Here is a 26,341-nt window from a genome sequence, read left to right on the forward strand (position 1 = left end):
TCGGCGCATCGTGCGTAGATGGGCGCATGAAGACGGACGCCTTGCGACTGGGGGTGCTGGCGGCAGCGGTGGCGCTGGCGGGCGCGCTGTGGTGGTGGCTGGAAACGCGGCCCGTGCGCGTGGCCGTGGTGAGCGTGACGCAAGGGCCGGTGGAACGGGTGCTGGCGGTCAATGGGCGGATCAGGCCGCGGCTTGAGGTGGCGGTGCGGGCGAACGGCAGCGGGGCGCTTGCGGCGCTGCCCTTTGATGTGGGCGACGCGGTGAAGGCGGGCGCGGAGATGGCGCGGATTGATGATGCGCCCGAGGCGGCGGCGATTGAGGCGGCGGAAGCGGCGGTGGCGGCGCAGGGGGCGGTGTTGGCGCAGGCGCGGCGCGAGCTGGCGCGCTTTGAGGGGCTGGGCGATTTTGCGACGCGGCGCGAGGTGGAGCGGCGGCGGCTTGAGGTGAGCGAAGGCGGGCGCGAGCTTGCGCGGCGGCGCGCGGTGCTGGCGCAGGCGCGCGAACTCAGGGCGCGCCGCGTGTTGCGGGCGCCGTTTGACGGGGTGGTGACGGCGCGGCCGGTTGATCCGGGGCAGATGGTGGGGCCGGAGACGGTGATTTACCGGCTGGCTGACCTCACGCGGCCGCAGGTGAGCCTGGAGGTGGACGAGATTTATGCGGGCGAGATCAGCGCCGGGATGACGGCGCGGGTGGCGCTGCCGGGGCGGGGAGAGGTGAGCGGCACGGTGGCGTTCATCGAGCCGCGGGTCGATGCGGCGAGCGGGGCGCGGACGGTGCGGCTTGATCTGGACGAGGCGGTGGACGGGCTGGCGGCGGGGCTGACGGTGACGGCCAATCTGCTGATCGAGCGGCGCGAGGCGGCGCTGAGCGTGCCGCGCGGGGCGGTGATGCAGGGGGCGGGGGGCGCGGAGGTGCGCGTGGTCGGCGCGGATGAGGTGGTGGAGGCGCGGGCGGTCGCGATCATCGACTGGCCGGCGGCGCGGGTGATCGTGACCAGCGGCCTTGCGGCGGGCGAGCGCATTCTGGCGGCGCCCGATGCGGCGGCGCCGGGCGCGCGGGTGAGGCCGCAGGGCTAGATGCAGCCCTATGCAGCCAAGCTGGCGCTGCGCCATCTGCTGTCGCATCCGGGGCAATCGCTTCTGCTGATGGCGGGCGTGGGGCTGGGGGTGAGCCTGTTCATCTTCATCAGCGCGCTGATCGGCGGGCTGGCGACGCTGCTGACGCTGCGCACCGTGGGCAGCATTCCCCATGTCGTGCTGGAGATGGCGGAGCGTGATCCGGTTGTGCTTTCGGCGGACGCCGCCACGCTGGCGGTGGTGCAGAAGGACCTTGGCCGGCGCGAGCAGATCGCCGTCTGGCAGCCGCTGCTGCCGATCATCACCGCCACGCCCGGCGTGCTCAGGGTGGCGCCGCAGATCCGGGGCTCGGCCTTTGTCGCGCGCGGCGAGGCGGTGGTGCCGGTGAGCGTGATCGGCGTGGCCCCCGCTGACCTTGGCAAGATCGCCGATATTCCCGCCGCCATTGTCGATGGAAGCGGCGCGCTGCCCGCCGACGGGGTGCTGATCGGCAGCCGGCTGGCGCGCGACCTTGGCCTCAGCACCGGCCAGGTGGTGGTGTTGCAATCGGACCGGGGGCGGGCGCGCAGCTTTCGCATCACCGGTATCTTCACCCTGGGTGTCGCCAGCGTCGACCGGACCAGCGTCTATATGAACTTCACCGCCGCGCGCGCACTCTTCGATTTGCCCAGCGGCATTTCGCGCATCGAGATCAAGACCCTGCCCGCCACCGCCGCCGATACGGTCGCCGCCCGGCTGCGCCGCGCCACGGGGCTGAAGACGACGCCGTGGACCGAGGACAACGGCCAGCTGTTCGAAGCGCTGCGGGCGCAGGCGCGCACCGGCTATATCATCAAGGCGGCCTCGCTCGTCACCATCATCGTCGGCGTGGCCAGCGCCATGCTGCTCTCCATCCAGCGCCGGCAGGGCGAGATCGGCATCATGCGCGCCATGGGGGCGAGCAAGCGGCTCGTCGTCTCGGTCTTCGTGCTCGAAGGCACGCTGATCGGCCTGTTCGGCGCGCTTCTGGGCGCACTCGCCGCCTGGCTGGTGCTGCTGCCGCTGCCCAGCGTTGATGCGACCATGGCCGCCGTGCGCGACAGCAGCCTGCCCATCGACCGGGGACAAGGCGACTTTCTGCTCGCCGTCACGCTGACCACGCTGGCCGCCACGCTCGCCTCGATCCTGCCCGCGCGCCGCGCCGCCGCGATCGACCCCGTGGACGCGATCGGCGCATGAGCGGCGAAGCCATTCTGACGGTCAAGGGCCTGACCAAGCGCTTCGGCAGCGGTGAGGCCGAAGTCGAGGTCCTGAAAGGCATCGACTTTTCGATGACCTCGGGCGAAATGGCCGCCCTGCTCGGCCCGTCCGGCTCCGGCAAGAGCACCTTCCTGACCATCATCGGCACCCTGATGCGCGCCACCAGCGGTGCCCACGAGATGCTCGGCACCGACCTGATGCACGCCAGCGACGCCGAACGCACCCGCTTCCGCTCCGAACACCTCGGCTTCGTCTTCCAGTTTCACCACCTGCTGCCCGACCTCTCGGCACTCGAAAATGTGATGATGCCCGCCGCTGCTGCCCAAGGCCGCGAAACCGCCGCCATGCGCGCACGCGCCAGCGAGCTGCTCGACGCCGTCGGCCTCGCCAACCGCCGCGACTACCGCCCCGGCGCCATGTCCGGCGGCCAGCGCCAACGCGTCGCCGTCGCCCGCGCCCTCATCAACAACCCCGCCCTCGTGCTCGCCGATGAACCGGTCGGCAGCCTCGACCGGGCCTCGGCCGATGATGTGATGACGCTGATCCGCGAGATCAACGCGACCATGAACACCAGCTTCCTCATCTCCACCCACGACGAATATATCGCCGGGCAGTGCGCGCGCCGGGTGGAACTGCTGGATGGGCGGATCGTGCGGGGGGCTGTGGGCGGGGAGGTTGGGCCTCCGGCGGGGTAGAAGGGCCTCCGGCGGCTGGGGCCTTAGGCCCCAGACCCCATTTGTGGGGGTGGGATGTACTTGGAGAGGGCAGCGCTGGCGCGTAGCGCATTATAGCCTGCGGCGCTGGGCTTGGGGGGAACGGAGTCGCTTGGACCCCGGATCAGGTCCGGGGCGACGGAGATATTGGGCTGTTCCACTAATGGGGTCTGGGGCCTGAGGCCCCAGCCGCCGGAGGCCCTTCTTCACCCGCCGGAGGCTCTTTTCTGGTCGCAGGGGCGGCGCGGTCAGGCGGCTTTGGTGGTGAGTTTGTGGATGAAGTTTTCGAAGGCTTCGGGGGGTTGGCCGCCGAGGATGAGGTATTGGCGGTTGAAGATGATGGCGGGGACCGCGTTGATGTCGGCGGCGCGCCACTGGGCTTGGGCGCTGCGGACTTCGGCGGTGTAGCGGTCGGAGGCGAGGACTTCGGCGGCGGCGTCTGGGTCGAGGCCGGCGGTTTTGGCGGCGTTGGTGAGGGTTTGGGGGGTGTTCATGGGTTCGCCGTTGGTGAAGTGGGCGGTGAACAGGGCGAGTTTGAGGGCGCGTTGGTGGGTGGGTGAGATGAGGCCGGCCCAGTGGAGGAGGCGGTGGCAGTTGAAGCTGTTCCAGATGCGGCTTTCGGGGCCTGAGTTGATCTGGAAGTTGTGGGCGGCGGCGGCGTCACGCAGGGCGGAGCGGCTGGCGGCGGCGCGGGCGGGGTCGGCGCCATATTTGCGGGCGATGTGTTCGGCGGTGTTCTCGCCTTCATCGGCCATTTCGGGGTTGAGTTCGAAGGGTTGGAAGTGGAGGCTGGGGGTGACGAGGTGGGTGGTGCGCTCGAGTGCGGTTTCGAGGGATTTGAGGCCGATGACGCACCAGGGGCACATGACGTCGGAGACGAAATCGATGCGCAGCGGCTGGGGGGCTTGCGGGGTGGTGGTCATGTGGCTCTCCTTTTGGGGGAGAGGTTAGTTGCTATCGTTGGCGGCGGCAAACCTTGCGGCGTAGCGGCTGGTGATGCGGTCGACGGGCATGACGACGAAGACGTCGGTGGTGTTGAACTGGGTGTCGATGAAGCCGCCGTTGCCGACCATGGCGCCGACGCGGAGATAGCCCTTGATGAGCGGGGGGAGCGCGCGGGCGGCGGCGCGGCTGTCGATGGCGGCGGCGTCGAGCTGGTTCATGGGGACGTGGTTTTGGGGGTGGGCGGTGGCGCGCAGATGGGGGGGCGCGAGGTGATTGTGGTGGAGGTAGGAGAGTTCGGCGGCGTGGAGGAGCGGGTTGGCGCCGGGGAGCGAGGCGCAACCGAACATGTGACCGATGTTGTGGCGCTGGAGGTAGGTGGCGATGCCGCGCCATAAGAGCGTGATGGTGGTGTTGTTGCGCCAGGCGGGGGCGACGCAGCTGCGCCCCAATTCGAGCAGCTGGCTGTGCGGGCTGGACTGGGCGATGAGGGGGCTGAGGTCATATTCCTGTGCGGAATAAAAGCCTTGATGGGCTTCGGCGACGGATTGGCGGAGCAGGCGGTAGGTGCCGACCACATGGGGGCTGCCATCCAGACCGTGATCGACGACGAGGAGATGGTCGCAGACGGCATCATAGGGGTCGATGTCGCGGCGGGCGGCGGCCATTTGGGCCGTGGGGCGGGCACCCATTTCTTCGTAGAAGATCTGGTAGCGGAGCGCCTGGGCGGCGGCGACTTCGGCGGGGGAGACGGCGAGCCGGACATCGAGCTGGCCGACGCGGTGGATGGCCGGGGCCTGGGCGAGCAGGCTGGGCGGGACCGCGGTGGCGTGGCTGAGGGGAAGGCTCATGGCGGATGCTCCGGCTGTGAACGCTGATGGGGCGCTCTAGCCGAGTTTTGTTACAGTCCCGGTGTGGCGGGTTATGTGGTGGGGGGTGGCTCGAAGACGAGACCGGCGCGCATCATCCAGAGGAAGAGGAGGATGCCCGGCAGTGCGGCGAGCGTGGTGAGCAGGTAGAAATCGACATAGCCGAAGAGTTCGATGAGGCCGCCGGCGGTGGTGCCGGTGAGGAAGCGGCCGACAATCGAGGTGGCGGCCGAGATCATGGCATATTGGCTTGCGGTGAAGCGCAGGTCGCAGAGCGCGGAGAAATAGGCGACAAGGCAGACGCCGCCGATGCCGCTGGCGATGTTTTCAAAGCCGATGGCCGCCGCCATGGCCCAGTTGTTGTGGCCCGAGAAGGCTAGGCCGGCGAAGCTCAAGTTTGAGACGGCCATGAGGATGAGGCTGAGCAGGACCGAGCGCTTGAGGCCGAGCCGTGTGTAGAGGGCGCCGCCGATGAAGATGCCGATGAGATAGGCCCAGAAGCCGAAGCCGATGTCGTAGATGGCGATTTCGTCGTTGGTGTAGCCGAGATCATCGAAGAGCAGGCGGAAGGTAAGGTTGGCCAGCGTGTCGCCGATCTTGTGGAGGAGGATGAAGGCGAGCACGAGGCCGGCGCCGGCGCGGGAGAGGAACTCGGTGATGGGGCCGATGATGGCGGCCCAGGTTTCTGAAAGGCCGCGCTTGGCGGCGATGATGAGGCGGCGGGGCGGCTCGCCCATGGCGAGGCCTGTGAGCATGGCCGGAGCTGCGAAGGCGGCGCAGGCGAGATAGGCGGCTTGCCAGCCGATGCGCGAGGCGAGGACCAGGGCGAGGGCGCCGGCGGCCGTGCTGCCGATGCGCCAGCCATATTGGCTCATGCCGGAGCCCACACCAAGCTGGCGGGGCTCGAGCAGCTCGATGCGGTAGGCGTCGATGACGATGTCGAAGGTGGCGCCCGCCACGCCGACGAGGACGGCGGCAATGGCGGTGGCGATGAGGCTGGCGGTGGGATCGACGAGCGCGAGATTGGCGACCGCGGCGATGACGAGGAGGCCGGCGAAGAGCAGCCAGGAGACGCGCTGGCCGAGATGGCCGATCAGCGGCAGGCGGACGCCATCGACCGCCCAAGCCCAGAGCCATTTGAGATTATAGGCGAGGAAGGCGAGGCTGAAGGCGGTGACGGCTTTCTTGTCGATGCCGTCTTGGGCGAGGCGGGTGGTGAGGGTGGCGCCGATCATGGCGAAGGGGAAGCCGGACGAGATGCCGAGCATGAGCGCGGCCAGCGGCGCGGCCTCGGTATAGGGGCGGACGGCGGCGGGGAGGAGGTCGCGCCAGCTGGGCTCGGTTTGGGACATGGCGGCGACTGTAGCGGGGGAATTTGTCTGGGGCATTAGGGTTTTGCGTGGGCGCGGGGTTGGGCTAGGATTGGGCATGGATGTGCATGCGCCTGTGCCGCGCCCGAGCGAGGGGCAGTTTCGACTGGCGTCGGCGATTCCGGGGGCCACGGGGGTGGCGGCGTCGGGCGTCGTGAGCCGGGTGCCGGCGGCGAATTATACCTGTGCGGCGCGGTTTGAGCGCGAGATGGCGCGGGTGTTCCGGCGGCTTCCGGTGCTGCTGGCGCCGTCTGCGCTGTTGCCGGAGCCGGGCATGGCGGTGCCGCATGACGGCTTTGGGGTGCCGCTGCTTTTGGCGCGGGGGAAGGACGGGGCGGCGCGGGTGTTTTTGAACGTGTGCCGGCACCGGGGGACGCGGCTGGTGGAGGGGTGCGCGGCGGTGCGCGGGCTGATGACCTGCCCTTATCATGCGTGGAGCTATGCGATGGACGGGCGGCTGATGGCGGTGCCGCGCGCGGAGACATTCGGGGGGCTGGACAAGGCGGCGCATGGGCTGGTCGAGCTGCCGAGCCTGGAGGCGGGCGGGGTGATATGGGCCGGGCTGGAGCCGGGGCGGGACTATGATTTTTCGTGGGCCGGGGGTGAGCTGGCGGCGGATTTTGGGGCGCTCGGCTTTGGCGGGCAGCATCTTTATGCGCGGCAAACGCACCATGTGGCGGCGAACTGGAAGCTGATCATGGATGCGTTTCTGGAGAGCTATCATGTGTCGCGGCTGCATGCGGGCTCGATCGGGCGGTTTTTCAGGACGGGGTGACGACCGGCGACATGGTGGGGCCGCATGCGCGCTCGGCCGTCGCCCGGCTGGCGGCGCTGGAGGGGTGCGATTTCGAGGACATGCGCGACGTGCGCCGTGCGGTGACCTTTGCCTATCAGCTGGTGCCGGGGTGCGTGATCGTGGCCTCGCCGGACTATATCAATATTCTTGTGCTGATGCCGCGCGCGGTGGATGAGACCTGGGTGGAGGATTTCATGCTGATCCCCGAGCCGCCGGCGACGCCGGAGGCGGCCGAGCATTGGGCGAAGAGCTGGGCGCTGCTCGATGGCAAGGTGTTTGGGGGCGAGGATTTTCGCGCCGCCGCCCTTGGACAGCAGGGGCTGGCTTCGGGGGCTGTGGACCATGTCACGCTGGGCGGGCTGGAGCAGGGGATTGCGCGCTTTGCCGCCACGCTGGACGAGTTGATGCGCTGATGGCCGAGCCGCTGGTGGGCATTGCGCAGACGATCCAGCTGGCGGTGACGCCGGTGTTTCTGCTGACCGCGATCGGGACGATCCTCAATGTGCTGACCGCGCGGCTGGGGCGGGTGGTGGACCGGGCGCGCGCGCTGGAGGACGAACTGACCGGGCCGCCGCTGCCGGGCGGGGAGGAACGACGATTGGTGGCGCTCGACGACCTCGCCGTGCTCGACCGGCGGATGGGGGCGGTCAACCTTGCCATCGCGCTGTGCACGGCCTCGGCCTTTCTCGTCTGTGTGGTCATCTCGGTGCTGTTCATCGGCGAATTCACCCGCCTCGAATGGGGACAGGCGGTGATCTGGGTGTTCCTCGCAGCCCTGCTGCTGCTCGCCTTCGGGCTGGGGCTGTTTCTGGCCGAAATCAGGATCGCGCTGACGACGGTCAGGGTCCGCGCCGGGCTTTTGGGCGACCGGCGGCCACGCACGGGACGCGGCGCGCGCGAGGCCTGAGGGGGCCGCCCTATCCCTTTGGCGGCGATTGCTGCATAAGGGACGCGAAAGTGAGGCGTGTCTGTGGCCGATCCCGATCTGCCGCTGCTCGCCGTGATCGCATGGGCCGTGGGGCTGCTGCTGATCGGCGGGCTGATGACCCCGCGCGCGGGCTGGTACGAAAATCTGCGAAAGCCGCCATGGCAGCCGCCGGGCTGGGCCTTTGGGCCGGGCTGGACGATCATCCTCGGCCTCGCCGCATGGTCAGCCTACCGCGCCTGGACCGTCGCCGGCCCCGCCGGGCAGGACGCAGTGCTGATCCTGTTCGGGGTCAACGGCCTGTTCCACCTTCTGTGGAGCCCGCTGTTCTTCAAGCTGCAACGCCCCGACCTCGCGCTCGTCGAAGTGCCATTCCTCTGGGGATCGGTGCTGGCCATGGTGATCGGCCTGTGGCCCATCGACCAACTCGCCGCACTGCTGATCCTGCCCTATCTGGGCTGGGTGGCGTTCGCCGCGTCGCTGAACTGGAAAGTGGTGGACCTGAATCCGCGGGAGGGGTTCGGACGGTAGGTAGGGCCTCCGGCGGGGAGAAGGGCCTCCGGCGGCTGGGGCCTTGGGCCCCAGACCCCATTTGTTGGGTTGGGACAAGGTTTCGGAGGGCAGCGCCTGCGCGTAGCGCTTTGATAGCCTGCGGCGCTGGGCTTGGGGGGACGGGAGTCGCTTAGGCCCCGGATCAGGTCCGGGGCGACGGGTATGTTTTGGGCGGTTCCACTAATGGGGTCTGGGGCCTGAGGCCCCAGCCGCCGGAGGCCCTTTCCTTCCGGCGGCGGGGTGCGGCTTAGTTACGGGCTTTGTCGACCAGCGCGTTCTTGCCGATCCAGGGCATCATGGCGCGGAGGTTGGCGCCGACTTCTTCGATGGGGTGGGCTTTGGCGGCGATGCGGCTGGCCTTCAGTTCGGGCTGGCCGGCGCGGTTGTCGAGGATGAAGTTTTTGACGAAGCGGCCGGCCTGGATGTCGGCGAGGACGCGCTTCATTTCGGCTTTGGTTTCAGGCGTGATGATGCGCGGGCCGGTGGTGATGTCGCCATATTCGGCGGTGTTGGAGATGGAGTAGCGCATGTTGGCGATGCCGCCTTCGTACATCAGGTCGACGATCAGCTTCACTTCATGGAGGCACTCGAAATAGGCCATTTCGGGGGCGTAACCGGCTTCGACGAGGGTTTCGAACCCGGCCTGGATGAGGTGGGAGAGGCCGCCGCAGAGCACGGCCTGTTCGCCGAACAGGTCGGTTTCGCATTCTTCGCGGAAGGTGGTTTCGATGACGCCGGAGCGGCCGCCGCCGATGGCGGATGCGTAGGAGAGGGCGACGTCATGGGCGTTGCCGGATGCATCCTGATGGACGGCGATGAGGCAGGGGACGCCGCCGCCGCGCGCATATTCGGAGCGGACGGTGTGGCCGGGGCCTTTGGGGGCGATCATGAACACGTCGAGATCGGCGCGCGGCTCGATGAGCTGGAAGTGGACGTTGAGGCCGTGGGCGAAGGCCAGCGCCGCGCCGGGCTTGATGTTCGGGGCGACGTCTTCGGCGTAGATGGCGGCCTGATGTTCGTCGGGCGCGAGGATCATGATGACATCGGCCCAGGCGGCGGCTTCGGCATTGGTCATGACCTTGAAGCCGGCGGCGGCAGCCTTGGCGGCGGTGGCGGAGCCGGGGCGGAGCGCGACGGCGACATGTTCGACGCCCGAATCGCGCAGGTTGGCGGCGTGGGCGTGGCCCTGGCTGCCGTAGCCGATGATGGCGACCTTCTTGGACTTGATCAGGCCGACGTCGGCATCGGCATCATAGTAAACGCGCATGTTGGAGTTCCTGTTCTGGTCGTTTTGTGTTGGTGGATTGGGCACGAGATGGGCCCCCGCCTTCGCGGGGGTGACGGGAAGGGCGGGATTTAGGCGGCTTCGGCGCCGCGGGCAATGGCGACGACGCCGGTGCGGGCGACTTCGACGAGGCCGACTTCGCGCATGAGCGTGATGAACTGGTCGACCTTGGGGGTGGGGCCGGAGACTTCGAAGACGAAGCTGGTGGTGGTGGTGTCGACGGGGCGGGCGCGGAAGATGTCGGCGAGGCGCAGGGCCTCGACGCGCTTTTCCCCGGTGCCGGCGACTTTGACGAGGGCCATTTCGCGCTCGACGTGCGGGCCGAGCTCGGTCAGGTCGATGACCTTGTGGACAGGGACGAGACGTTCGAGCTGGGCGATGATCTGGTCGATGACCGGGGGCGGGCCGTTGGTGACGATGGTGATGCGGCTGATCGCGTGATCGGGCGTGATGTCGGCGACGGTCAGGCTGTCGATATTGTAGCCGCGCGCCGAGAACAGGCCGACGATGCGGGCCAGCACGCCGAACTCATTGTCGACGAGGACCGAGAGGGTGTGTTTTTCGGAAGGGGCGTGTTTCATCAGACGAGTGCTTTCGCGTCTTCGTCCGGCTCGGTGCCGGGGCGGGTGTCGCCTTCGAGGAGCATGTCGGTGTGGGCGGCGCCTGAGGGGATCATCGGGAAGCAGTTGGCGAGCTTGGCGACGCGGCAATCGACCATCACCGGGCCGGGATGGTCGAGCATGGCGGTAATGCCGGCGTCGAGATCGTCGGTGCTTTCGATGACGATGCCTTTCCAGCCATAGGCCTCGGCGAGCTTGACGAAATCAGGCAGCGCGTCGGAGTAGCTTTCGGAATAGCGGCTGCCGTGGTTGAGTTCCTGCCACTGGCGGACCATGCCCATATATTCATTGTTGATGATGAAGATCTTGACCGGCAGCCGGTATTGAATGGCGGTGCCGAGCTCCTGGATGTTCATCTGGATGCTGGCTTCGCCGGCGATATCGATGACCAGCGCATCCGGGTGGGCGAGCTGGGCGCCGATGGCGGCGGGCAGGCCGTAGCCCATGGTGCCGAGGCCGCCTGAGGTGAGCCATTTGTTTGGCGCATCGAAACCGAAATGCTGGGCGGCCCACATCTGGTGCTGGCCGACTTCGGTGGTGATGATGGGGGCGACGTCACGCGTGCGTTCCCACAGGCGCTTGATGGCGTGCTGGGGGAGGAGGGCCTTGCCTTGTTGCTTGAAGCCGAAACTGTCGCGCGCGCGCCAGCCGGCGATATCGGCCCACCAGCCTTCGAGATCGGGCTTTGCGTGGCCGCGGGCCAGCCAGATTTCGAGCATGGCTTCGAGGACATGGCCGACATCGCCGACGATGCCGAGATCGACACGGACGGTCTTGTTGATGGACGAGCGGTCGATGTCGACGTGGATCTTCTTCGATTCGGGCGAGAAGGCATCGAGCCGGCCGGTGACACGGTCATCGAAGCGGGCGCCGAGGCAGAGCATCAGATCGCAGCGGTTCATGGCCATGTTGGCCTCGTAGCTGCCGTGCATGCCGAGCATGCCGAGGAACTGGGGGTGGGTGTGCGGCATGGTGCCCAGCCCCATCAGCGTGGAGGTGACGGGCGCGCCTGTGAGCCGGGCGAGCGTGCGGAGCGCCTGGGCGGCATGGGGGCCGGCGTTGATGATGCCGCCGCCGGTGTAGAGGATGGGGCGTTCGGCCGCGGCCAGCATGTCGACGGCGGCTTCGATGGCCGAGCGGTCGCCCTCGATCTGCGGCTTGTAGGTCTTGTGGCTGGGGATGGGCTGGGGGCCTTGATAGGGGGCGCGCAGGATCTGGACATCCTTGGGGATGTCGATGACCACCGGGCCGGGGCGACCGGAGCGGGCGATGTAGAAGGCCTCGTGCACCGTGGCGGCGAGCTTGCCGGTCTCCTTGACCAGATAATTGTGCTTGGAACAGTGGCGGGTGATGCCGACGGTGTCGCACTTCCTGAAAGGCATCGGTGCCGATCAGATGGGTGGGGACCTGGCCGGTGAGGACGACGAGGGGGATCGAGTCCATCATCGCATCGGTGATGCCGGTGACGGCGTTGGTGGCGCCGGGGCCGGAGGTGACGAGGACGACGCCGACCTTGCCGCTGGAGCGGGCATAGCCTTCGGCGGCGTGGACGGCGGCCTGCTCATGGCGGACGAGGATGTGGCGGATCTTGTCTTGCGCGAACAGCGCGTCATAGATGGGCAGCACGGCGCCGCCGGGATAGCCGAAGACGACCTCGACGCCCTGATCGATGAGCGCCTGGACGATGATGTCGGCGCCTGTGATTTCGGGGGGCTTGGGGGAAGGAGACATGACAAAACGCTCTGGCGTGACGGGGGGGCATTGTGGGGCATTGCCCGGATGCGGGGGGCGTACGCACCACAAGTTGCGCTGTCAAGGCGTTTGTGCGCAATAAAAGTGCGCGAACTTGGCTTTGGCGGGAAGCTTTTGGCGTGTGGCCGGGGGTCAGGCGGACAGGAGCTGACGCTGGCGGCGGCGCATCATGGTGCCGACGAGGCCGAAACCGGCGATGAGCATGGCCCAGGTGCCGGGCTCGGGAACGGCGGCGGTGATGACGCGGACGATGGAGGGATCCTGCACAGTGCCGCTGCGCTGATAGGCAAGCGTGGTGCCGCTGGTGGTGAAGCTGATCTGCTGGGGCGCGGCGAGGTCGCTGAGCGCGACGAGGCTGATCTCGGGCTTGGCGAGCGGCTGGCCGAGGCTGCGGCTGGTGTCGGCGAATTCGGTTTCGTCGGTGATGACGGCCAGCACCGGCTTGTCGAAGGCGATCGCACCGGCATCGGCTTCAATGGCGACGAGATAACTGCTGATGCGGGTGCCGGCGGGGATGGTCTTGTCGGCAGTGACCAGCGGCTGGGTGAGGAGGAAATTGCGCTGCTCGGTGACGCGCAGGGGGGTGTTGGCAGTGGCGACGGTGGTGGCGGCCATGGCCGGCGCGGCGGGCAGCGCGGCGCAGAGCATCAGGGCGGCGAGAGCGGCCCGGATGGCAATGCGAGGCTGAGGGTGGGGCATGACATGGGCCTGATGTTGCGCGCGCGGCGGGGCAGGGTGCCGCAACGCGTTGTTTACAGGGCGACGGAGGGTGGGGGCGACAGCAACTGCTTCCGGAATGGATGTATTCATGGCCGCCCCCGCGCCTGCCGGGGCGTCAGGCGAGCACGCGGGCGGTGGTGGTGCGGCGGCGGCGCATGGTGCTGCCGACGAGGCCGAAGCCGGCGATGAGCATGGCCCAGGAGGCCGGCTCGGGGACGGCGACGGCATAGACGCGGTCGATGACGATGTCCTTGGAGGGGCGGAAGTTGGAATTGAAGCTGAAGGTGGTGTCGTAATTGCCGGCGGTCGTGATCACCACTTCGCCCGAGGCGAGCAGCCAGGTCTGGCCGAGGCTGGCGGCGGTGATGTTGGTGGTGGCGATGGTCTGGCCAAGCACCGTGGCGGTGAAGCTGGAGTTGCCAGCGTTGTTGAGGCCGTTTTGCGGCAGATAGAAGCTGAAGCCGACTTCGTAACGGCCGGGCGTCAGGAAGGTGGACTGGCTGATCGATTCGTCGACCGCGAAATCGCTGACGAAATAGGCGGCCTGATTGCCGACGGCGTCGGGCGAGTTGGAGGTGGCCAGATTGTCCGGGGTGACGGCTTCGCCAAACGCGCCGAGGGGATAGGGCAAGGTGACGTTGTAGCTGATGACGCTGGCGGGCAAATCGGTGGGGGTGTTGGACTTGGTCCAGCCGACAAAGCCGCCGGTGCCGGGGGACCCATCCTCGAAGCTGCCATTGACGATGAGGTTGGTGACGGCGGCGGCCGGGCTGGCGGCGATGAACAATGCCGCGGTGGCCGTGAGCAGATAGGCCTTCATCGTAGGTCCCCTGTTAACGATTAGATAACAGATACTAACAATTCGTTAGCGAGGGAGTCAATGCAAATCTTGTGACAGTTTCTTGCAATTCGATTGTCGCAGGGGCTCAGCGGGCGAGCTGGGCGAGGGCGGCGTGGGGGCTGGCAGTTTCCAGCGCGTGCCAGCCGAGCGTCTGCTGGCGGCCGCGCGCCCAGGTGCTCTGGCGCTTCTGATATTGGCGGGTGGCGAAGAGCGTCTGGGCGCGGGCTTCGGTGAGGGAGATCTCGCCGCGCAGATGGGCCATGAGCGGGGGCACGCCGAGCGCCTTCATGACCGGGAGATCAGCGGGCAAGCGGCGGGCGGCAAGGCGGGCGACCTCGTCAAGGGCGCCGGCGGCGAGCATGGCATCCAGCCGCGCCTCGGCGGCGGCGTGGAGCGCTGTGCGTGGCGGGGCGAGGATGAGGCCGCGCACATCATGGCTCCGGGCGATGCCGCCTTCGCGCCGGGCCAGCCAATGGGCCATGGGCTGGCCGGTGCTGCGCACGACTTCGAGCGCGCGCTGGAGGCGGGTGGTGTCGGTGGGGCGCAGGCGGCGGGCGGCCTCTGGGTCTTCGGTGGTGAGGGCGATATGCGCTTGCGATGCCGGGAGCGCGCGGACCTCGGCGCGGATTTCGGGGTCGATCTCGGGGATGGGGGCGAGGCCTTGCAGCAGGGCTTCGAGATAGAGGCCGGTGCCGCCGACGAGAATTGGCAGGCGGCCTCCAGCCAGGCTCTGGGCGATGGCGGCGCGGGCGAGCGCGGCGTAGCGGGCGGCGGTGGCGGGATCGGCGCCGTCGAGGACGCCGTAGAGGCGGTGGGGGGCGGCGGCTTCCTCCGCCGCGCTGGGCCGCGCGGTGAGGAGGCGCAGATCGGCATAAAGCTGGCTCGCATCGGCGTTGATCAGCGTGGCCGGCGTGTGCGCGGCGACCGCCAGCGCGAGGCCGGACTTGCCGCTGGCAGTGGGGCCGCTAATCACGGCGACCATGGGACGCGATTCGGACACGCTTGTCACTCTGATGGCAGAAGGGGCCTTGTCGGACGCCGACGCGCGGCTGGCAAGCGATGTGGCGCGCGCCGCCGGCGCCGAGCCGCTGGGCTGGGACTGGATCGACCGGGGCTGTGCGCTCGATCTGCGGCTGCGCGGCGGCCTCGATTTGCGCCTGCGCGGCGGCGGGGGTCTGCGCGCGGCGCTGGAAGACGCGTTTGAGGCGGTGGACGTGATCGTGCAGCCGGCGCGCGCGCAGCGGCGGCGGTCGCTGCTGGTGGCTGACATGGATTCGACCATGATCACCTGCGAATGCATCGACGAGCTGGCCGATTATGCCGGGCTGAAGCCGCAGGTGGCGGCCATCACCGAAGCCGCCATGCGCGGCGAACTCGACTTCGCCGACGCCCTGCACGCCCGCGTGAAGCTGCTGGCCGGCATGCCAGTCGAGACCCTCGACGCCTGCCGCCTCGCGCGCGTGCGGCTGACGCCCGGCGCAACCAGGCTGGTGCGCACCATGCGCGGCTGGGGGGCGCAGACCCTGCTCGTCTCGGGCGGGTTCACCGCCTTCGCCGAACCCGTCGCCGCCGAGATCGGCTTCGCCGAGGTGCGCGCCAATGTGCTGCTGCACGAGAACGGCCGGCTGACCGGCGAGGTGGCCGAACCCATCGTCGACGCCGCCACCAAGCGCGCCGCGTTGCTGGGCGCCGGCGTGCCCGCGGCCGAGGCGCTGGCCGTGGGCGACGGGGCCAACGACATCCCCATGATCGAAGCCGCTGGCCTGGGCATCGCCTTCCACGCCAAGCCGCGCGCCGCCGCCGCCGCCGACGCGGCCATCCGCTTTGGCGACCTGCGCACGCTGCTCTGGGCGCAGGGGGTGGGGCGTGGGGACTGGGTGGGATGAGGGGGTTGTTAGGGCCTCCGGCGGGGTAGAAGGGCCTCCGGCCGGTCAGAAGGGCCTCCGGCGGCTGGGGCCTTGGGCCCCAGACCCCATTCGTTGTTTTGGGACAAGACTGGAGAGGGCAGCGCTGGCGCGTAGCGCTTTTATAGCCTGCGGCGCTGGGCTTGGGGGGACGGGCGTCGCTTAGGCCCCGGGTCTGGCCCGGGGCGACGGGTGAATTTGCGCTGTTCCAACTATTGGGGTCTGGGGCCTGAGGCCCCAGCCGCCGGAGGCCCTTCTGACCCGCCGGAGGCTTTTGGTCAGGGGCTGGGCGCGGTTTCCGGCGGGTAGGATTTGCCGCGGAGTGAGCGGGCGAAGAGCAGGCGGTCGGCGCCTTTGAAGCCGAAGCGCCAGATCAGGCCGGCGAAGGTGCCGAGGATGGCGAAGTTGCCGATGGTGAGCTGGATGGGTTCGGGGGTGCGCAGCACGATGAGGCCGAGGCCGAAGGCGGGGATGGCGGCGATGAGCAGTGACCAGCGCCAGCCCGCAACCGGTGCGCCGAGCAGGCGGGCGAGGAGGCGGGATTTGGCGACCGAGAGGATGAGGGCGGAGGCCGCGAGGGCGGCGGCGGCGCCTTCGCCCCCGTAGCGGGGCACGAGGAGGAGCGAGAGGCCGATCTGGATGGCGATGCCGGCCATGGACCAGCTGACGTTGCGGCCGCGCGCGACATAGACGAGGGCGGCTTCGGCGACGGCAGCCTGGGCGGCGAAGAGTTCGGCCAGCAGCAGGAGGGCGAGGACGATGGCGCCGCCGGCGAAGATGGGGCCGAACAGGCCCATGCCGGCTTCGCCGGGCATGCCGAGCGCGAGGACGACGCCGAGCTGGGCGGCGCTGACCCAGAAGCCGACCTGTCGGATGTGCTGGGCGGCCTTGGTGGTGAGGCCCTGGGCGAGGTTGGTGGCGAGCACGGGGGCGAGGATGGGATCGAAGCTCGATTTGAGGCGCTGGGGCAGCGAGGCGATTTGCTGGGCGACATAATAGATGCCGACGATTTCGGGCGGGGCGAAGCGACCCAGGATGAAGATGTCGAGGCGGCGCGCGCCCCATTCGGCGATGTCGGCGCCGGCGAGCGCGATGTTGCGCTTGGCGAGGCGGGCGAGCTGGCCGGGGTGGGGGCGCCAGCCATGGGGGGCGCCGTAGCTGCGCCAGGCGGGCATGAGGCTGGCGGCGGCGGCGGCGACCATGGACAGGAGATAGGCGATGATCAGGCCGTCGGGCTTGAGGATGGTGAAGGCGAGCGTGAGTGCGGCGATGGACAGCACCCACGGCTCGACGAGCGAGCGGGCGCGCACGGTGGCGCCGATATCGTGGCGGAAGGCGCAGGCGGCGAGGCTGATGTCGGAGGCGACGATGGCCGGGATAATGAGCGGGAACAGGCGTTCGAGCGGGGTGATCTGGGCGCCGGGGAAGACGAGATCGGGGATGATGATGAGCAGCGCGGCGCCGGCGAGGCTGGCGAGGAAGGAGACCAGCATGGCGTCGTAGAGGCTGTGGGTTTGATGGTCTGGCCGGCGGGCCATGTCTTCGGCGAGGCCGCGCTTGAGGCCGAGCGTTGCGAACATGGCGACGAGTTCGACGACCATGGTGGCATAGGCGAAGCGGCCGAGTGCTTCGGCGCCGTAGAGGCGGCCGGCGATGAACAGGAAGGGGAAGCGGGCGGCCAGCCGCAGCACGAAGCCGAAGAAGCTGGTGCGGCCGCCGCGGGCGAGGGCGGCGGTTTCCTCGGCGGAGGGGCCGGCAGGTGGCTCAGCTGCCGACATCGAGACGCCGGTAGCGGCCGTGGAGATAGAGGAGCAATTCGCGGGTGGTGTTGAGGCCGAAGCGGGTGATGCGGCCGACGATGATGCGGTGATCGCCGCCGTCGTGATCGGCGTGGAGGGTGCAGGCGAAGGCGGCCTTGGCATCGGCGAGGACCGGGACGCCGTCCCAGTCTTCCCAGCTGGCGTCGGCGAAGCGGTCGATGTTCTTGCGGGTGAAGCGGTCGGCGACGGCCTGGCTGGCGTTGGCGAGGATGTTGACGGCGAAGCGGCCCGAGGTGTGGATGCCGGGCAGGATGGAGGCGTTGTTGGCGGGGCAGAAGAGCAGCAGCGGCGGATCGAGGCTGACGGAGGTGAAGCTGTTGGCGGTGAGGCCGAGGCGGTTGCCGGCGTCGTCCTGTGTGGTGATGACGGTGACGCCGGTGGCGAAGCAGCCGAAGGCATCGCGGAGCGCGCGGGCATCGAAAGGGGGGGCGGCGGGGGTCATTGTTGCTTGTCCTAGGGGTTGTGCGGCGTGGGTCAATGTTGGAAGCGGGATTGGCGGCCCGATGGGCGGGTGGCGCGACGATTTGGGAGCGGAATGATGCGGACGACCGGGCTCGGGCTCTTGCTGGCGGTGTGCGGATTTGGGTTGGCGGGCGTGGGCTGGGCGGCGCCGGTTTCGGTGCCGCTGGGGCTGGAGGGACTGTCGCGGCAGCGGGTGGAATGGCGCGACCATGGCGCGGCGCGGGTGTGTGAGGGGGTGTTGCTGGGGGACCTGCTGGCGCGTGCCGGGGCGCCGGTGGGCGAGGCGGTGCGCGGCGAGGCGCTGAGCCTGGTGGTGGTGGCGGAGGCGGCCGACGGCTACCGGGTGGTGTTCAGCCTGGGCGAGATTGACGCGAAGCTGGGGGCTGGGGGGATGCTGGTGGCGGACCGCTGCGACGGCGCCGCACTGGGCGCGGACGAGGGGCCGCTCAGGCTGGTGGCGCCGGGCGAGGCGCGGGGCGCGCGCTCGGTGCGGCAGCTGACCGCGCTGACGCTGCGGGCTGTGGAGGACTGACGGCGATTTTTGCTGGGGCTGGTCTTTGCCCCGGTTTTGGCAAGGATTGTAAAGTCGTGCCGCTGGCAATGTCATACAGACGTAAGCGATGGTAATAGGCTTGCCATTCAGGGCGTTGGCGAGAGGCCTTAAATCACTTTGGGAGCTTGTTATGCGTTTGGCTGTTCTGGATGATGACAAGGAGCTGTGCGGGCAGGTGGCGATGCTGCTGCGTGACGCCGGGCATACTTGTTTTGAATATCATCAGGGTGAGGCCTTGCGCCGGGCGCTGCGGCGCGAGAGCTTCGATTTGCTGGTGATGGACTGGGAGCTGCCCGATGTGTCGGGCGTGGAGCTGGTGGGCTGGGCGAAGGAGAATCTGTCGCCGGCGCCGCCGGTGATCATGCTCACCGGGCGGACCGGCGAGGAGGATATCGTCAAGGGTCTCGATGTGGGCGCTGATGATTATGTGACCAAGCCGCTGGTGCCTTCGGTGCTGAAGGCGCGGGTGGAGGCGCTGCTGCGGCGCAGCTACGGCGCGTCTGACGAGCCGAAGGTGGAGGAATTTGGCGAGCATCGCTTTGACCCGCTGACGATGACGGTGACGTGGCGGGGCGATCCGATCACGCTGACGGCCAAGGAATTTGGCCTTGCGCTGGTTTTTTTCCGGAATTTAAACCGTCCGCTTTCGCGTGCGTATATCATGGAAACGGTGTGGGGCCGGAACCCGGATATCCCCAGCCGCACGCTCGACGCCCATGTCTCGCAGATCAGGGGTCGGCTGGGCTTGCGGCCGGAGAATGGGTTGAGGCTAGCATCGGTGTATAGTTTCGGCTATAGATTGGAGAGGTTAGAGGCGATTGTTGAAGCTGGTTAAGAGCATTTAACAATCGTCTGGAGCCGAAAACAGGGGACAGGCATTGGCGAAGGGTCGCTCGATTGCTGCGATGATGCTTCTGGCGCTGCCGATGGCGGCGCCGGCGCTGATTCCGGCTGACAGCGCGGTGCCCTGGGCTGATGCGCCCTCGCTGGAGCATCGGGCGCGGAGCGGCGACACGCTGGCGCGCATTGCGGCGCGGGGCTTGCAGGACCCGGACGATCTGGCGCTGCTGGCCGAGGCGAACGGGCTGGCGGTGGATGCGCGGCTGGCGCGCGGGCAGCGGATCGAGGTGCCCGGCGCGCTGTTGAAGCGCGAGAAGCTGGGCGCGAAAGTGACGCGGTTTTTTGGTGAGGCGCGGCTGGCGGGCGGGACGCCGCTGGCGGTGGGCATGACGCTTTCTGAAGGCGATATCATCGAGACCGGGCCGAACGGCTTTGTCTCGCTGGAGGCGGCGGGCAAGGCGGTGACGCTGCCATCATCGTCGCGGGTGAAGATTGCGGCGCTGCACCGGGTGGTGTTGAGCGGCGACGTGGTGCGCGAGTTCAGCCTGTTGCCGGTGCGCGAGGACTGGCTGGCGCAGCTGGGCGTGCGCCGCGAGGGCGAGGGGGTTGCGCTGGCGCTGGCCGAGGCCGATGATGCTGGCACTGTGGTGCGCGACTGAGATCTTCGGGGGATGAATTGGCCATGGCGGGCGGGACACGCCGTTGTTTGGCCGCGGCTTGCCGGGTGTGTTTTGACGCGTGCCGTGCTGCCTTGGGGGCCGTGGTTTGAGTAGCGTGCTTGATCCGGGCAATGCGCCGTCGCGGCGGCCGCTGGCGAGCACCAAGCCGCTGCTGCGCGAATGGCTGCTGGCGCTGACCGTGATGAGCCTGGCAGTGGTGGTGCTGAGCAGCGCCAGCAGCTTCGCGCGGATCGACCAGGCGATTTATGACATCACGACGCGGCTGACGGCGCCGCTGCCGCCTGACGATGTGCTGATCGTGGCGATTGATGACAGCAGCATCGATGCGTTGGGCGAATGGCCATGGCCGGCGGCGCGCCATGCGGCCGCGATCGATGCGCTGCGTCGCGCGGGCGCGCGCGCAGTGGGCTATGATGCCGGGCTGGGGGCGGAGGACGAGGCGGCGCTGGCGCCGGCGCTGGGACGGGCGCGGGCGGCCGGGGTGCCGGTGGCGATGCCGGCGGCGTTTCGCGCGCCGGGCGCCAATGGCCGGGCCTATGATGTGACACCGCCGCCGGCGGGCGCGCTGCCCAGCCATGCGCAGGTGCGGCCCGATGATGACGGGGTGGTGCGGCGGCTGTCTTTGGCGCTCGACGGGGCGCGGCGCTGGCCGCACATGGCGGCCGCACTGGCGGGCGAGCGGGTGATGCGCGACTTGCCGGCCTTTGCGCGGCCCGAAGGCCCGCTGAGGCTGAGCACGCAGGGCGACCGGCTGGTGGGCTTTCGCGGGCCGGCGGGGAGCTTCCGCTCCTTTCCGATTGCGGCTGTGCTGGCGGGCGAGGTGCCGCGCGAGCTGATCGAGGGACGGGTGGTGCTGGTCGGGCTGACGGCGACGGGGCTGGGGGCGCAATATGCGACCGCGAGCTCGGGGGGCAGCGGCGGCATGTCGGCGGTCGAGGTCAATGCCAGCTTTGTGGCCGACCTGATGCAGGGGCGGGTGCTGTCGATGGCCGATGGGCGGGCGGCGCTGACGCTGGCACTGGGGCTGCTCTGGGCGGTGATGGTGGCGATGCTGCTGCTGCGACCGGGGCTGGCCGGGGTGTTTGCCCTGCTGCTGGTGCTGCTGGTGCTGCTGCTCTCGGCAGCCGGGCTGCTGACCACGGGGAACTGGCCGCAGCCGGCGGCCGCGGTGGTGGCGCTGCTGGTGGCGCCGCCGGTCTGGGCATGGCGGCGGCTGGTGGTGGTGAACGACTGGATGACGCGCGAGCTCGACCAGCTTGGCGACCTGGGCCTGCCCAAGCGGCGGCAGCAGCTGGCCAGCGACCCGGTGACCCAGGCGACCGAACGGCTGGCCCAGACGATCGACCGGGTGCAGGAACTGCGGCGGCTGGCCGACGCAGCCCTGCGCGGGCTGCCCGATGCGACGCTGCTGGTGAGCGGGTCGGGCGAGATCGTGGCGGCCAATGGCGCGGCCGAGGCGCTGTTTGGCGAGAACCCGGGGCGCATGGCGGTGGAGGCGGCCTTCAAGGGCAATGAACTGCCGCCGTTCCGCGTGGACGCGCTGACCATTCCCAACGGGCCGTGGCACGGCGAATTCAAGGCGCGCGACGGCACCATGCGCGAAGTGCGCTATACGCCGTGGCGCGACGCCGACGACCGGCCGCTGGGCTGGATCATGCGCTTTGCCGACATCTCGGCGCTGCGCAAGGCGGAAGCGGCGCGCGAGGAGGCGCTGCAACTGCTCACCCACGACATGCGCGCGCCGCAGGCCTCGATCCTGTCGATCGTCGACCGGGCCGAGGGGCTGCCCAAGGAAACCGGCGACCGGCTGCGGGCGCTGGCGCGGCGCACCATCAGCCTCGCCGACGGCTATCTGCAACTCGCCCGCGCCGACGCCGGCGGCTATGCGATGGACGAAGTCGACCTTGCCGCCATCGCCACCGAGGCCGTGGACGAGATGTGGGCGCTGTCGACCGAACGCAACATCCGCATCCGGAGCGTGCGGCTGGACCGCGAGGCGCTGTCATGGGGCAACGCCAGCCTGCTGATGCGCGCGGTCGTCAACCTGATCTCCAACGCCATCAAATATTCGCCGGTGGGCAGCGAGATCACCGTGCAACTGAAAGCCGATGTCAAGGACTGGCGGCTCGACGTGATCGACCATGGCCCCGGCGTCTCGGCCGAAGTGCAAGCACAGCTGTTTGGCCGCTTCAAGACCAGCGGCGACATGGGCGGCGTGGGACTGGGACTGGCCTTTGTGAAATCGGTGGCCGAAGGGCATGGCGGGCTGGTGCGCTGCCACTCGGTGCCGGGCGAAGGGGCGATGTTCTCGCTGTATCTGCCGGGGTTGCGGAAGAAGCGCTGATGGGGCTTTGAAGGGCCTCCGGCGGGTGAGAAGGGCCTCCGGCGGCTGGGGCCTTGGGCCCCAGACCCCATTTGTTGGGTTGGGACAAGCTGGCCGAGCGCAGCGCTGGCGTGAAGCGCTTTGATGGCCTGCGGCGCTGGGCTTGGGGGGAAGGGACTCGCTTAGGCCCCGGATCAGGACCGGGGCGACGGGGTTGTTTTTGGTGCTCCACGGATGGGGTCTGGGGCCTGAGGCCCCAGCCGCCGGAGGCTCCTAAAGATCCCGGGACTTGAGCCAGGCGGCGACGACGGGGCCGATGTCGGGGCGGGCGAGGGCCAGCGCGATGTTGGCGGTGATGTGGCCGGCCTTGTCGCCGCAGTCGAAGCGTTCGCCGGTGAAGGTGAGGGCGTGGAAGGGCTGGGTGCCGATGAGGCGGGCCATGGCGTCGGTGAGCTGGATTTCGCCGCCCGCGCCGGTCTGGCCCTGGGCGAGGAGCGGCATGATTTCGGGCTGGAGGATGTAGCGGCCGATGGCGGCGAGGCGTGAGGGTGCGGTGCCGGCCTTGGGCTTTTCGACCAGGCCTTTGACTTCGGTGATGAGGCCGTTGGTGGTGCCGGGGCTGACGATGCCGTAGCGGTGGGTATGGTCTTCAGGGACTTCGAGGACGGCGATGAGGTTGCCGCCGAGCTGGCTCTGGGCTTCGACCATGGCGGCGAGCGCGGGCTGTTCGGGGTTCCAGAGCAGTTCGTCGGGGAGCAGCACGGCGAAGGGCTCGCGGGCGATGACGTGGCGGGCGCACCAGACGGCGTGGCCGAGGCCGAGTGCCTGGGGCTGGCGGACGGAGAGGACGCGGCCGGGTTCGAGCACCATGTCGGAGGCGGCGGCGAGTTCGGCGGTCTTGCCGCGGGCGCGCAGTGTTTCGGCGAGTTCGAAGGCGAGGTCGAAATGGTCTTCCATCGCCGTCTTGCCCGAGGCGGTGACGAAGACGAGGCGTTCGATGCCGGCGGCGAGGGCTTCTTCGACGGCATATTGGAGCAGCGGCTTGTCGACGACGGGCAGCATTTCCTTGGGCACGGCCTTGGTGGCGGGCAGGAAGCGGGTGCCTTTGCCGGCGATGGGAAAGACGGCGGTGCGGACGGGCGATTTCATGATCTCAGGCCGTTAGAGCCACGGCGCGCGGGCGTCCAGCGCGAGCATGGCTTCGGGCTGGTTGCGCTGGCTGACGATGGCCCATTTTGCGCCAGAGACCATGATTTCCGGGATGAGTGGCCGGGAATTATAGGTGCTGGCCATGGTCGCGCCGTAAGCGCCGGCGGTCATGAAGGCGATGCGTTCGCCCGCATTCACGGTTTCGACCTCGCGGTCTTCGGCGAAGGTGTCCCCGGTTTCGCAGATCGGGCCGACGACGGTGGCGATTTCGGTTTCGGCGTGGGGGCGGAGCGCCTTGATGTCGTGCCAGGCATTGTAGAGCGAGGGGCGGAGCAGGTCGTTCATGGCGGCATCGACGACGATGAACTTTTTCGATGCGCCCTGCTTGGTGAGGATGACGGTGCTGACGAGCACGCCGGCATTGCCGACGATCATGCGGCCGGGCTCGAACATCAGCCGCCAGCGCCAGCCGCGGGTGGCCCGCGCCACCATGGCGGCATAATGGGCAGGACTTGGCGGGGCGGGCTGATCTGAGCGGTAGGGCACGCCGAGGCCGCCGCCGCAATCGATGCGCTTGATGCTGTGGCCTTCGGCTTCGAGGGCTGTGGCGAGCGTGCCGAGCTTGCCGATCATGTCTTCGACGGGGCCGAGGTCGGTGAGCTGGCTGCCGATATGGGCGGCGAGGCCGACGGGGCGGAGGTGGGACTGGGCGGCGGCCAGCGCGAAGGCGGCTGGCACACGGTCCCAGGGGATGCCGAACTTGGCGTCGGCGCCGCCGGTGCTGATCTTGCCGTGGGTCTTGGGATCGACGGCGGGGTTGATGCGGATGGCGACTTCGACTGGCTTATCGAGGCTGGCGGCGACCGAGCCGAGCATCAGGATTTCGGCTTCGGATTCGATGTTGAACTGGAGGATGCCGGCCTCGACGCCGGCGCGCAGCTCGTGGGTCTGCTTGCCGACGCCGGAGAAGACGATGCGCTCAGGGGGCACGCCGGCGGCGAGCGCGCGGGCGAGTTCGCCGCCCGAGACGACATCGGCGCCGGCCCCGAGCCGGGCCAGCGTGGCCAGCACCGAGAGGTTGGGATTGGCCTTGACGGCGAAGGCGACGAGCGGATTGCCGTCGGTGAGGCCGGCCACCGCTGCGGCGAAGACATTGTAGTGTCGCTCGATGGTGGCGCTGCTGTAGACGTAGAGCGGCGTGCCGACTTCATTGGCCAGCGTTTCGAGGCTGACGTCTTCGGCGTGCATGACGCCGTTTCGGATGGTGAAATGGTCCATTTTGGCCTTAGCGGGGAGGAGGGAGGTTGAAACGGTCGTCTGGCCGGGCTTCGGAGCGCGAGAGCGGATCATCGACGCGGCCGGGGATGGCCTGGGGCGGGAGCTTGAGCATGTCGTCGGGGGTGATCGGGCGCACGGCGTCGGCGGGTTGTTGCGGCGGGGTGTTGGGGGCGACCGGGCGGAGCGCGCCCTGCTTGCCGCAGGCGGCGAGCAGCAGGGCGGCTGCGAGGAGGAGGGCGCGGGGGCTCACAGGCGCTGGCGGGCGGCGGCGATGGCGGCGCGGACGTTGGCCGGCGCGGTGCCGCCGAAGCTGGTGCGGCTGGCGACCGAGGCTTCGACGCTGAGCACGCTGCGCACGGCCGGTGTGAGGCGGGGGTCGATGGCGGCGAGCTCTTCGTCGGAGAGGCCGTCGAGATCGGTGCCCTTGGCTTCGGCGGCGCGGACGCTGCGGCCGGTGATGTCATGGGCTTCGCGGAAGGGGATTTTGGCTTCGCGGACCAGCCAGTCGGCCAGATCAGTGGCGGTGCTGAAGCCGCTGGCGGCGGCGGCGCGCATGCGGGACTTGTTGAAGGTGATGGTTTCGACCATGCCGGTCATGGCGGTGAGGCAGAGCGCCAGCGTGTCATGGGCGTTGAAGACGGGGCGCTTGTCGTCCTGCATGTCCTTGGAATAGGCGAGCGGCAGGCCCTTCATGATGACGGCGAGGCGCTGGAAGGCGGCGAGGAACAGGCCCGACTTGGCGCGGACCAGCTCGGCGGCATCGGGGTTGCGCTTTTGCGGCATGATCGAGCTGCCGGTGGACCAGGCATCGGGCAGCGTGATGAAGCCATAGGGCTGGCTGGCCCAGATGATCAGCTCTTCGGCGAGGCGCGAGAGATGGAGGCCGGCGAGCGCGGCGGCGGACAGATAATCAAGGGCGAAATCACGGTCGGATACCGAATCGAGGCTGTTGGCGGTGGGGCGGGCGAAGCCGAGCGCGGTGGCGGTCGCGGCGCGGTCGATGGGGAAGCCGGTGCCGGCCAGCGCTGCGGAGCCGAGCGGGCATTCGTTCATGCGGGCGGCGGCATCGTGGAAGCGCGAACGGTCCCGCATCGCCATTTCGACATAGGCCATGAGATGATGGCCGAGCGTGACCGGCTGGGCGATCTGGAGATGGGTGAAGCCGGGCAGGATGGTGTCGGCATGGTCTTCGGCGCGCAGCAGAAGCGCGGTGATGAAGGCCTTGAGGGCGGCGTCGGCCTCGAGACAGGCCTGGCGGACCCAGAGGCGGAAATCGGTGGCGACCTGATCGTTGCGCGAGCGGGCGGTGTGGAGGCGGCCGGCGGCGGGGCCGATGAGCTCGCGCAGGCGGGTTTCGACGGTCATGTGAATGTCTTCGAGCGCGAGGACTTCGGGGACCCCGTCCGCCTCATATTCGGCTTCGATCTGCGCCAGGCCCTGGAGGATGGCGTCGACATCGGCCGCTTCGAGGATGTTTTGGGCGCCGAGCATCTGCACATGGGCGCGCGAGCCGGCGAGGTCCTGTCGCCACAGGCGCTTGTCGGTGCCGATGGAGGCGTTTATCTCGGCCATGACGGCATCGGGGCCGCCAGCGAAACGGCCGCCCCACAGCGGATTAGACGAGGGACCTGA

General features: G+C 68.9%; 26 protein-coding genes and 1 pseudogene. 12 read left to right on the plus strand and 15 right to left on the minus strand.

All coding sequences use genetic code 11. The features are described from left to right. Nucleotides 1-26 precede the first annotated feature (26 nt). Genes ACMVO5_RS11970 through ACMVO5_RS11980 form a run of 3 tightly spaced genes read left to right on the plus strand, consistent with a single transcriptional unit; the run spans nt 27 to nt 3,010 of the window. Nucleotides 27-1,076 (plus strand): efflux RND transporter periplasmic adaptor subunit, encoded by a 1,050-nt coding sequence (locus tag ACMVO5_RS11970; RefSeq protein WP_416907724.1) that lies wholly within the window; start codon nt 27-29, stop codon nt 1,074-1,076. After that, entirely contained in the window at nt 1,077-2,294 is a 1,218-nt protein-coding gene (locus ACMVO5_RS11975; protein WP_416907725.1) for an ABC transporter permease, read from the plus strand. Continuing rightward, entirely contained in the window at nt 2,291-3,010 is a 720-nt protein-coding gene (locus ACMVO5_RS11980) for an ABC transporter ATP-binding protein (RefSeq protein WP_416907726.1), read from the plus strand. The genes ACMVO5_RS11975 and ACMVO5_RS11980 overlap by 4 nt, the downstream gene beginning before the upstream one ends. Before the next feature lie 266 nt (nt 3,011-3,276). On the opposite strand, the gene ACMVO5_RS11985 is transcribed toward ACMVO5_RS11980, so the two are convergent. From ACMVO5_RS11985 to ACMVO5_RS11995, 3 genes are all read right to left on the minus strand, one after another. Beyond that, nucleotides 3,277-3,951 carry a DsbA family oxidoreductase gene (locus ACMVO5_RS11985; RefSeq protein ID WP_416907727.1) on the minus strand — a complete coding sequence of 225 codons (675 nt, stop codon included), beginning with the start codon at nt 3,949-3,951 and terminating at the stop codon, nt 3,277-3,279. Nucleotides 3,952-3,975: 24 nt separating this feature from the next. Next, nucleotides 3,976-4,821, minus strand: coding sequence for a GNAT family N-acetyltransferase (locus ACMVO5_RS11990; protein WP_416907728.1), 846 nt, complete (start codon nt 4,819-4,821; stop codon nt 3,976-3,978). A 71-nt stretch (nt 4,822-4,892) separates the two neighbouring features. Next, the gene (locus tag ACMVO5_RS11995; RefSeq protein ID WP_416907729.1) at nt 4,893-6,191 is read right to left on the minus strand and encodes an AmpG family muropeptide MFS transporter; all 1,299 of its coding nucleotides are present in this window, start codon (nt 6,189-6,191) and stop codon (nt 4,893-4,895) included. Between the two features lie 76 nt (nt 6,192-6,267). On the opposite strand from ACMVO5_RS11995, the gene ACMVO5_RS12000 reads away from it, so the two are divergent. The 4 genes from ACMVO5_RS12000 (at nt 6,268) to ACMVO5_RS12015 (ending at nt 8,461) form a co-directional block, all read left to right on the plus strand. After that, on the plus strand, nt 6,268-6,984 hold the full coding sequence (locus ACMVO5_RS12000) for an aromatic ring-hydroxylating oxygenase subunit alpha (protein ID WP_416907730.1): 717 nt from the start codon (nt 6,268-6,270) through the stop codon (nt 6,982-6,984). Further along, nucleotides 6,981-7,418, plus strand: coding sequence for an SRPBCC family protein (locus ACMVO5_RS12005; protein ID WP_416907731.1), 438 nt, complete (start codon nt 6,981-6,983; stop codon nt 7,416-7,418). Before ACMVO5_RS12000 ends, ACMVO5_RS12005 begins: the two co-directional genes overlap by 4 nt. Next, the gene (locus ACMVO5_RS12010) at nt 7,418-7,912 is read left to right on the plus strand and encodes a DUF2721 domain-containing protein (RefSeq protein WP_416907732.1); all 495 of its coding nucleotides are present in this window, start codon (nt 7,418-7,420) and stop codon (nt 7,910-7,912) included. Before ACMVO5_RS12005 ends, ACMVO5_RS12010 begins: the two co-directional genes overlap by 1 nt. Before the next feature lie 63 nt (nt 7,913-7,975). Beyond that, complete coding sequence (locus ACMVO5_RS12015) at nt 7,976-8,461, plus strand: TspO/MBR family protein (protein ID WP_416907733.1); 486 nt, start codon at nt 7,976-7,978, stop codon at nt 8,459-8,461. A gap of 268 nt (nt 8,462-8,729) precedes the next feature. Here the strand turns inward: ACMVO5_RS12015 and ilvC are convergent, their stop codons facing one another. The 6 genes and pseudogenes from ilvC to miaA all read right to left on the minus strand — a co-directional run bounded on the left by ilvC (nt 8,730) and on the right by miaA (nt 14,682). After that, on the minus strand, nt 8,730-9,749 hold the full coding sequence (gene ilvC / locus ACMVO5_RS12020) for a ketol-acid reductoisomerase (RefSeq protein ID WP_416907734.1): 1,020 nt from the start codon (nt 9,747-9,749) through the stop codon (nt 8,730-8,732). A gap of 89 nt (nt 9,750-9,838) precedes the next feature. After that, nucleotides 9,839-10,348: an acetolactate synthase small subunit gene (ilvN, locus tag ACMVO5_RS12025; protein WP_416907735.1), complete on the minus strand. Its 510-nt coding sequence runs from the start codon at nt 10,346-10,348 to the stop codon at nt 9,839-9,841. Further along, nucleotides 10,348-12,118: pseudogene (locus ACMVO5_RS12030) on the minus strand (acetolactate synthase 3 large subunit). Before ACMVO5_RS12030 ends, ilvN begins: the two are co-directional and overlap by 1 nt. A gap of 153 nt (nt 12,119-12,271) precedes the next feature. Next, nucleotides 12,272-12,787, minus strand: coding sequence for a PEPxxWA-CTERM sorting domain-containing protein (locus ACMVO5_RS12035; protein ID WP_416907736.1), 516 nt, complete (start codon nt 12,785-12,787; stop codon nt 12,272-12,274). Nucleotides 12,788-12,974: 187 nt separating this feature from the next. Further along, complete coding sequence (locus ACMVO5_RS12040; protein ID WP_416907737.1) at nt 12,975-13,679, minus strand: PEPxxWA-CTERM sorting domain-containing protein; 705 nt, start codon at nt 13,677-13,679, stop codon at nt 12,975-12,977. 106 nt (nt 13,680-13,785) lie between these two features. Next, nucleotides 13,786-14,682, minus strand: coding sequence for a tRNA (adenosine(37)-N6)-dimethylallyltransferase MiaA (miaA, locus tag ACMVO5_RS12045; RefSeq protein ID WP_416907738.1), 897 nt, complete (start codon nt 14,680-14,682; stop codon nt 13,786-13,788). On the opposite strand from miaA, the gene serB reads away from it, so the two are divergent. Beyond that, on the plus strand, nt 14,681-15,586 hold the full coding sequence (gene serB, locus ACMVO5_RS12050; RefSeq protein WP_416907739.1) for a phosphoserine phosphatase SerB: 906 nt from the start codon (nt 14,681-14,683) through the stop codon (nt 15,584-15,586). The genes miaA and serB overlap by 2 nt on opposite strands. Before the next feature lie 296 nt (nt 15,587-15,882). Here the strand turns inward: serB and ACMVO5_RS12055 are convergent, their stop codons facing one another. Further along, on the minus strand, nt 15,883-17,382 hold the full coding sequence (locus ACMVO5_RS12055) for a lipopolysaccharide biosynthesis protein (RefSeq protein WP_416907740.1): 1,500 nt from the start codon (nt 17,380-17,382) through the stop codon (nt 15,883-15,885). After that, a complete protein-coding gene (locus tag ACMVO5_RS12060; protein WP_416907741.1) occupies nt 17,369-17,866 on the minus strand; it encodes a flavin reductase family protein in 498 nt (165 codons plus the stop codon). Before ACMVO5_RS12060 ends, ACMVO5_RS12055 begins: the two co-directional genes overlap by 14 nt. Before the next feature lie 93 nt (nt 17,867-17,959). Here ACMVO5_RS12060 and ACMVO5_RS12065 point away from each other — a divergent pair, with 93 nt between their 5' ends. The 4 genes from ACMVO5_RS12065 to ACMVO5_RS12080 all read left to right on the plus strand — a co-directional run bounded on the left by ACMVO5_RS12065 (nt 17,960) and on the right by ACMVO5_RS12080 (nt 22,303). Further along, on the plus strand, nt 17,960-18,418 hold the full coding sequence (locus ACMVO5_RS12065) for a molybdopterin-dependent oxidoreductase (RefSeq protein WP_416907742.1): 459 nt from the start codon (nt 17,960-17,962) through the stop codon (nt 18,416-18,418). A gap of 151 nt (nt 18,419-18,569) precedes the next feature. After that, nucleotides 18,570-19,274, plus strand: coding sequence for a response regulator transcription factor (locus tag ACMVO5_RS12070; RefSeq protein WP_416907743.1), 705 nt, complete (start codon nt 18,570-18,572; stop codon nt 19,272-19,274). 70 nt (nt 19,275-19,344) lie between these two features. Continuing rightward, a complete protein-coding gene (locus ACMVO5_RS12075) occupies nt 19,345-19,938 on the plus strand; it encodes a LysM peptidoglycan-binding domain-containing protein (RefSeq protein WP_416907744.1) in 594 nt (197 codons plus the stop codon). Nucleotides 19,939-20,053: 115 nt separating this feature from the next. Next, nucleotides 20,054-22,303 carry a CHASE2 domain-containing protein gene (locus tag ACMVO5_RS12080; protein WP_416909374.1) on the plus strand — a complete coding sequence of 750 codons (2,250 nt, stop codon included), beginning with the start codon at nt 20,054-20,056 and terminating at the stop codon, nt 22,301-22,303. A gap of 252 nt (nt 22,304-22,555) precedes the next feature. Here ACMVO5_RS12080 and ACMVO5_RS12085 read toward each other — a convergent pair whose 3' ends face one another. The 4 genes from ACMVO5_RS12085 to argH are packed head-to-tail and all read right to left on the minus strand — an operon-like array spanning nt 22,556 to nt 26,320. Further along, nucleotides 22,556-23,431, minus strand: a complete 876-nt coding sequence (locus ACMVO5_RS12085; protein WP_416907745.1) for a UTP--glucose-1-phosphate uridylyltransferase — start codon at nt 23,429-23,431, stop codon at nt 22,556-22,558. Between the two features lie 12 nt (nt 23,432-23,443). Next, nucleotides 23,444-24,709: a diaminopimelate decarboxylase gene (lysA, locus tag ACMVO5_RS12090; RefSeq protein ID WP_416907746.1), complete on the minus strand. Its 1,266-nt coding sequence runs from the start codon at nt 24,707-24,709 to the stop codon at nt 23,444-23,446. 7 nt (nt 24,710-24,716) lie between these two features. Next, nucleotides 24,717-24,959 carry a hypothetical protein gene (locus ACMVO5_RS12095; RefSeq protein ID WP_416907747.1) on the minus strand — a complete coding sequence of 81 codons (243 nt, stop codon included), beginning with the start codon at nt 24,957-24,959 and terminating at the stop codon, nt 24,717-24,719. Next, nucleotides 24,956-26,320: an argininosuccinate lyase gene (gene argH, locus ACMVO5_RS12100; protein ID WP_416909375.1), complete on the minus strand. Its 1,365-nt coding sequence runs from the start codon at nt 26,318-26,320 to the stop codon at nt 24,956-24,958. Before argH ends, ACMVO5_RS12095 begins: the two co-directional genes overlap by 4 nt. Nucleotides 26,321-26,341: the final 21 nt, after the last annotated feature.

Source organism: Polymorphobacter sp., from assembly GCF_048007885.1.
Lineage (GTDB): Bacteria > Pseudomonadota > Alphaproteobacteria > Sphingomonadales > Sphingomonadaceae > Sandarakinorhabdus.